The following is a 6334-nucleotide window of genomic DNA, read 5'->3' on the forward strand; positions in this document are numbered from 1 at the left end:
CTCCATCTGTACGCGCTGGAAGGGCGCACGGGTTGCATTGCACGGGGATGCAACGGAAACGGTGAAGAGGAATCGGCGAATTGGCGGAAAGGCGCCGCGACCGGGCGGGGGTGACGGTGGGTCAGCCTCCGAAGAGCTGCGTCCAGTACGTGCCCGCCCGGCCGCCGCCGGCGAGTCCGATCCCGATGTGGGTGAAGTCCCGCTTGAGGATGTTGGCGCGATGGCCGGGACTGTTCATCCAGCCCTGGACCACCTCGGCGGGGGAGCGCTGCCCGCAGGCGATGTTCTCGCCGATGGTGCGGCGGGTGCAGCCCGCGGCGGCGGCCCGGTCCCAGGGCCGGCCTCCTTCAGGGGAGGTGTGGGCGTAGAAGTCGCGGGCCACCATGTCGGCGCTGTGGGCCTGCGCGGCGGTGGTGAGCGGGGTGTCGGCGGAGAGGGGCGGCAGGCCCGCCGCGGCGCGTTCGGCGTTGGTGAGGGTGATGACCTCGTGCGCCGTCCGTTCCAGGCCCGCCGGGCTGAACGGCCGGGCCCACAGCGCCGTCCAGTACAGGTCGCCCGAGTGGGGGTCGGGGACGGACGCCAGCCCCGCCTGGTCGAACGCGGGATCGCACAACGTGCGCCGGGACCGCTCGGCGGAGAGGCAGTACTCGACGAACTCGCGCGGGGTGCGCGGGCCGGAGACCAGATGCTCGCCGATGGTCAGATAGGCGTAGCCGGTGGAGGTGACGCGCTGGTAGACGGACGTGCCGTCCGGGCTCTCCGAGCTGAGCAGACCGCGGGCCGCCATGGCGCGGGCGTGCTCCCGGGCCGCGGTCGTCAGCCGGGCGTCGAGACGGACGGGCGGGGAACCGGCGGCGGCGCGCGCGGAATTCACCGGACCCAGGAATCCCTCGGGGTCAGAACCTCCACCCGGCGACCCCGTCCGTCCTCCACCCGGCACCGACGACCCCACCGGTCCGCCACCCGGCGACCTCACCGGTCCGCCCCTCGCCGTCACGACGTGCCCTGCGCCCGGTGCGGTGAGCCGTCCCGCACCCGGCGTCGTCATGGACCGGCCGGCCGGCGCCGCTCCCCGCGCCGCTCCCCGCACCGCGCCCGGCGTCGCACCCGGGGGTGTGGTGTCCTCGGTGACATCGACCCCGAAATCCCGCGCGACACCCGCCAGTCCGTCCGCGTACCCCTGTCCGAGCGCACGCAGTTTCCAGGCCGTGCCGCGCCGGTACAGCTCGGCGAGGAGCAGCACCGTCTCCCGCTGTGGCCGGGGCGGGGTGAACCGGGCGAGCACGCGGCCGTCCGACGAGGTGACCTGCACGGTGGGGGAGGGCAGCCGGCCCAGGGGTGTCCCGGGGTCGGCGGGGCTGACGACGACGGTGACGCGGGCGGCTCCGGGCCTCAGCCGCGCCGGATCGATGGTGAGGCGGTCGCCGTCGAGGCGGGCGCCGGGCGCTGCCGGCTGGTTGTAGAACACGAAGTCGCCGTCGCCGCGCACCTTGCCGCCGTCGTCGGTGATCAGCGCGGACACGTCGAAGGGACCCGGCACCCTGAGGGTCAGGACGCCGTCCGGCAGGGGTGTGTTGCCCCCGGGAACCAGCTCGCTCATGCCACCGCCCGTCGGTGTGGTGATCCGTGCGGGCCGTGCCGTGGCGTACAGCACGGGCCGTCGGACGGTCAACGGACCGCCCGCGCCCCAGGGTTCCCGGACCGGCCGCGGACCGGCGCGGGCGGCAGGGTGTGCGGGCTGCCGGAGCGCGGCGCGGAGCGCGCGGTGGCTACCGGGGCTGGGCGGCGCGCAGCGAGCGCAGGGCGAGCAGCATGACGCCGATGTCGTCCAGGTAGACGGGGTCGGGGAGCAGGTCCGTCGGCAGCACCAGATAGGCGACGGCGCCCCAGAACACCCAGCGGGATCCGGTCGGCAGTCCGGCCCGCCGCAGGTCACGGCGGGTGCGCACGAGTCGGAGCAGCAGTACGAGCGCCACGCCGAGCGCGACGGCGCCCAGGACCGCGACGACGAGGATCACGTTCCATGAGATCGAATCCATGCGTCCCTCCAGGGCTCTCGTCGGGTTGCTACCTCCTTCCGTGTGCCCGCTCGTGCCCCGGCTATCGCCCCGGATACGGCCATCCGTGCGCGCGTGCAGGGAACGGAGGCGTCAGGACCGGGCCGCCCCGGGTGTGTCGCGGCGGCAGATGATGAAGTCGTCGAAGACGTGCCGACCGGGTCGCAGGCCGGCGGACTCGGTCGCCCGGCGGATGTCCAGCAGTTGATCCGTCGTCATCTGGAGGGGCGGCTCGTCGGGCTGATAGGTGGTGCGTACGGGGTAGTCCCGCCCCGGTTCCCGGGTCATCTCGATGTGGCAGCCGAGTACGTGCGTGACGGGGCGGCGCCCGCAGAAGTCGATCAGGCGGTCGATGGTGCGGGTGAAGGCCGGCCAGTCCTCGACGTACAGGCGCCCGGGATAGACCGTGTCACCCGTGAGCAGGAGCCCGGTCCAGGGGTCGAAGTACGTCACCGCGGCCTGGTGGTGCCCCGGCGTGGCCAGACATTCCAGCACCCGGCCGCCGAGATCGACCCGGGCGACCGCGTCGGGATCGTCATGGAACCCGAAGAAGTCCCAGGCGCTGTCCAGGGCCGCGTCCACGACCTCGGTGCCGGGGCGGCCGGTGAACTGGCCGTCCCCCGCGATGTGGTCGCCGTGCGGATGGGTGTGCAGCACCAGCAGCCCGTAGTCGGCCCGGGGATGCGCGGCCGACCACGACTCCATCAGCTCGTCGACGACGCGCCGGAGCGGGAAGTGCTCGGCGGAGGCCGTGGCGCCCGTGTCGATCAGGACGGCCCGTTCCGTGCCGAACAGCAGGAACATGAAGGGCGCTTCGTAGTCGATCGCCATGTTCTGGCGAAGGATCACCGTGTGCTCGTCGTAGGCGTGGACCTGGATGTCGGGATCCGTGTTGTGCTTGGCCGAGAGTGAACCGTGGATCCACCGCACGTCGAGAGGTGCGGCAGGTGCGCGATCGTCGCTTCCACGGGCACCGTCGGTCTGCTGCCTCGGAGTGTCCACGCTGTCTCCCTGGGACTCGGTCCTGCCGGACCACGGCAGGGCCCGGGACCTCAGTTTCGCGGGTGCGCGTGGTCCACCAGCGCCTGGGACACCGTGCGGATGCTCCGGGCGATGTGCTGGAGCTGCATGAGCTCGGCGGCGTACAGCTTGATGGTGTGCTCGATGACCCCCTCGTGCAGGCCGAGGCCGGGCAGCTCGGAGCGGGCGGTCTGCAGTGCCGTGCGGGCGACGCGTATCTCCTGCTGCACCTGCAGGTGCGCGTGGCGGGCGAGCAGGACGGGGTGCTTGTGCAGGACGGGGTAGCTCGCGTAGCGGCTCGGCACCAGCTCGCGCAGCCATTTCACCGCCGATCGCTCCCAGTCGAAGCTGCCGGGGGTCTTGACCTGGCACGGCCAGTCAGAGGCGATCGGTGAATACGTCAGGGCCATGTTCATCGCTTCCGGGTTACGTCGGCGGGGGACTCTGGGGCGGCCCCGGCATAGGGGATGACCGGGGCCGCCACCACGGGTCTCGCAGGCGAGACCCGCTCGATCACCCGGGACCCGATGCGGGTAGGAGCGGACGGCCCCGGGTGGTCATGGGTCGTGACCTGGAGGCCTCCGGGTCGCGATCCGAAAGAAGTATTTATATATACCGCCGGATGCGCAAGGACATGAAAACATTCATGCGTGCTTTGATACGAATGATCCCGTGATGCCGTGGTGACAGCCGGTACGTGAGAGGGCTTTCTGTCGGTGCGGCGAGCCGGCCCGGGGCCGCCGCGAGCCCCGTCCGCGGGGCGGTGCCGGGGTCAGTCCTTCAGGAAGAACTGGTGCTGCTCGGCGACCTGCTCGTACTCCTCCAGGCGCGCCTGGGTGCGCTCCGGATCGGCGTCGGTCATGGCCTGGAGCAGCGCCGCCGACAGCACCACGGGCGCCGCGTAGGAGTCGAAGACGAGGCGGGAACCGGTGCCGGTGGCGAAGGTGACGTCCGCCTCGTCGGCCAGCGGGCCGAGTCCGAGGTCGGTGATCAGGGCCACCTGGAGACCCGCGCTGCGCGCGACCCGCATGGCCGTGAGCGTCTCCTGGGCGTGCCGGGGCATCCCGAAGGCCAGGACCCAGGTGCCCCCCGCCTCGCGCGACTGGAGCAGCGCGTCGTAGGCGACCGAGCCGCCGCGGGTCACCAGCCGGACGTCCGGGTGGATACGGCGGGCGGCGTACGCGAAGTACTCGGCCAGCGAGACGGAGATCCGCAGGCCCAGGACCGTCAGCGGGGCCGACTTCGACAGGGCCCGGCCGACCCGGATGACCGCGTCGGGATCGGCGAAGTCCCGCCGCAGGTTCTCCAGGTTCTCGATCTCGGCGTCCACCGCCGCCTGGAGTTCGTTGCTCGTGACCTCGGCCGGGGTTCCCGGTGCGCTGCCCAGGGTGCTGAGCGCGATCGCCTGGAGACTCTCGCGCAGCGCGGGGTAACCGCTGAACCCCACGGCCGCCGCGAAGCGGGTCACGGAGGGCTGGCTCACGCCCACCCGCTCGGCGAGGTCGGTGATCGACAGGAACGCCGCCTCGGTGATGTGCTCGATCAGGTACTGGGCGATGCGCCGCTGGCCCGGGGAGAGCCGGGGGCCGTCGAACAGTTCCCTGAGCTGGGACGTGGGTGCCACGCCCGCCTCGGGAGCCGTCTTTCCCGAGGTGATCGCGGATGCCTGAGCGCGTGCCTGCTGCGGCGATGGCACCGGTGCGCCTCCTTGATGTCCCACGAGAACTCAACATAGCTCACGGACCGTTTTGACCTGGGCGGGTATCGGCGCAAGCAATGTGTGCGGTCCTTGTTTCGCGCGGGGTCGCTGGGTACTCGCGTCAGCATCACGACGTGCTCGTTTCGCGGGCGCGCGTGTCTGTACGCCGACGCGAGGGAGAGGGTTTTCATGAGCGTGCAACAACTGCCCGCGTCAACGGTTCATGTGATGCTCGGCGACTGTTCCGCGGCCGATGCCCGCAGCGTGCTCGCCGTCCTGTCCGGCCGCTTCACCGCGGACCGGGAGGGCGCGGACGAGCCCCACGAGTCCGAGGGCGGCCGGCCGACGGTGTGGACCGCCCTGTTCGACACGGCCGGTGATCCGGTGCGTGCTGCCGGGCCTGTCGAGGAACTTTCGGGGCAACCGACTGTGGAGGCGCAGGGTGGCCCCCGCGCGACGCAACGTCTGCGGGAGGCCCTCGGTTCCGCCTTCACCGTGCACGAGCTGGGCACGGAGGCCGGTGATCAGGAGGTTCAGATGAAGCTGCGGCTGGATTCGAGCACGGCACACGAAACGCGGTCCGTGTGAACGCCGGGTCGGTGGCCCGCAACGGAGAGATCGGTGCCCGCCGCGCGGCCACCGGCTCGGCGCGGGAAGGAGCGGCCCGGGCGGGGCTGGCCGCGCGAGGGGTGATCTATGCCCTGGTCGGCGTGCTGGCCCTGCGCATCGCCTTCGGCGACAGCGGTCGGCAGGCGGACCGGGGCGGCGCCCTTGAGGAGATCGCCTCGAAGCCGTTCGGCGCCGCCCTTCTGTGGGCCCTTGGCGCCGGGCTCGTCGGCATGGCCCTGTGGCGGCTGTCCGAGGCGGTGTTCGGCGCCGCCGGGCAGGACGGCGGCGCGGTGGGCAAGCGCCTGATGGCGGCCGCGCGCTGTGTCTTCTACGGGTTCGTCGCCTACTCCGTGCTCTCCTTCGCCGCAGGGTCGCGCGGCAGCGGTTCGAGCGACAAGCAGTCCCGCGATGTCACGGCCAAGGCGCTCGGTATGCCCGGTGGCCAGTGGATCGTCGGCGCCGTCGGCGTGGGGCTGGTCGTGGCGGGCGTCTGGATCGCCGTACGGGCGGTCATGCGCAAGTACCACAAGCATCTGAAGCTCGGCGAGATGTCGCGACGGGTCCGCCGGGCCGTCGACACGGCGGGAGTGGGCGGCGGGGCCGCCCGCGGCGCGGTGTTCGCCGCGGCGGGGGCCTTCGCGGTCCGGGCCGCCGTGGACTACGAACCCGACAAGGCCAAGGGGATGGACGACACACTGCGGTCCTTCGCCGGAACGCCGATGGGTCCGTGGCTGCTGGTCTGCGTCGCCCTGGGGCTGGTCCTGTTCGGACTGTTCTCCTTCGCGATGGCGCGGTGGCGCAGGGTGTGACGCTGCGCCGGCACGTCGACCGTGTCGACCCGGGCCGTCCGAACCCGGACCGTCCGAACCTCGGCCGTTCGACACCGGCTGTCCGACTCCGGCCGTCCGGCCCGCCACGAAAGGTGCCCCCGCCGCGCGCGCGGCGGGGG

At 72.2% G+C, this 6334-nt stretch carries 7 protein-coding genes; 2 read left to right on the forward strand and 5 right to left on the reverse strand.

Annotation, left to right across the window (positions count from 1 at the left end):
- Positions 1-121 precede the first annotated feature (121 nt).
- From ACFWBT_RS24395 to ACFWBT_RS24415, 5 genes are all read right to left on the reverse strand, one after another.
- Entirely contained in the window at positions 122-1600 is a 1479-nt protein-coding gene (locus ACFWBT_RS24395; RefSeq protein ID WP_385703884.1) for a CAP domain-containing protein, read from the reverse strand.
- Between the two features lie 169 nt (positions 1601-1769).
- Positions 1770-2039 carry a DUF1232 domain-containing protein gene (locus ACFWBT_RS24400; protein ID WP_385703886.1) on the reverse strand — a complete coding sequence of 90 codons (270 nt, stop codon included), beginning with the start codon at positions 2037-2039 and terminating at the stop codon, positions 1770-1772.
- Between the two features lie 111 nt (positions 2040-2150).
- Positions 2151-3059 (reverse strand): MBL fold metallo-hydrolase, encoded by a 909-nt coding sequence (locus ACFWBT_RS24405; RefSeq protein WP_385703889.1) that lies wholly within the window; start codon positions 3057-3059, stop codon positions 2151-2153.
- 50 nt (positions 3060-3109) lie between these two features.
- Complete coding sequence (locus tag ACFWBT_RS24410; protein WP_266764450.1) at positions 3110-3493, reverse strand: hypothetical protein; 384 nt, start codon at positions 3491-3493, stop codon at positions 3110-3112.
- 356 nt (positions 3494-3849) lie between these two features.
- Positions 3850-4773: a MurR/RpiR family transcriptional regulator gene (locus ACFWBT_RS24415; protein ID WP_385703891.1), complete on the reverse strand. Its 924-nt coding sequence runs from the start codon at positions 4771-4773 to the stop codon at positions 3850-3852.
- A 192-nt stretch (positions 4774-4965) separates the two neighbouring features.
- Between ACFWBT_RS24415 and ACFWBT_RS24420 the strand changes: the two genes are divergently transcribed.
- Positions 4966-5364: a hypothetical protein gene (locus ACFWBT_RS24420; RefSeq protein WP_266764452.1), complete on the forward strand. Its 399-nt coding sequence runs from the start codon at positions 4966-4968 to the stop codon at positions 5362-5364.
- A gap of 11 nt (positions 5365-5375) precedes the next feature.
- A complete protein-coding gene (locus ACFWBT_RS24425; RefSeq protein WP_385703894.1) occupies positions 5376-6194 on the forward strand; it encodes a DUF1206 domain-containing protein in 819 nt (272 codons plus the stop codon).
- The last annotated feature ends 140 nt before the right edge of the window (positions 6195-6334 follow it).

The sequence above is a fragment of the Streptomyces sp. NPDC060027 genome, from assembly GCF_042737005.1.
In the GTDB taxonomy this organism is placed as follows: domain Bacteria; phylum Actinomycetota; class Actinomycetes; order Streptomycetales; family Streptomycetaceae; genus Streptomyces.

Coding starts and splice junctions, on each gene's coding strand:
- ACFWBT_RS24395 (WP_385703884.1), bottom strand. CDS start 1,600: ATGAGCGAGCTGGTTCCCGGGGGCAACACACCCCTGCCGGACGGCGTC.
- ACFWBT_RS24400 (WP_385703886.1), bottom strand. CDS start 2,039: ATGGATTCGATCTCATGGAACGTGATCCTCGTCGTCGCGGTCCTGGGC.
- ACFWBT_RS24410 (WP_266764450.1), bottom strand. CDS start 3,493: ATGAACATGGCCCTGACGTATTCACCGATCGCCTCTGACTGGCCGTGC.
- ACFWBT_RS24420 (WP_266764452.1), top strand. CDS start 4,966: ATGAGCGTGCAACAACTGCCCGCGTCAACGGTTCATGTGATGCTCGGC.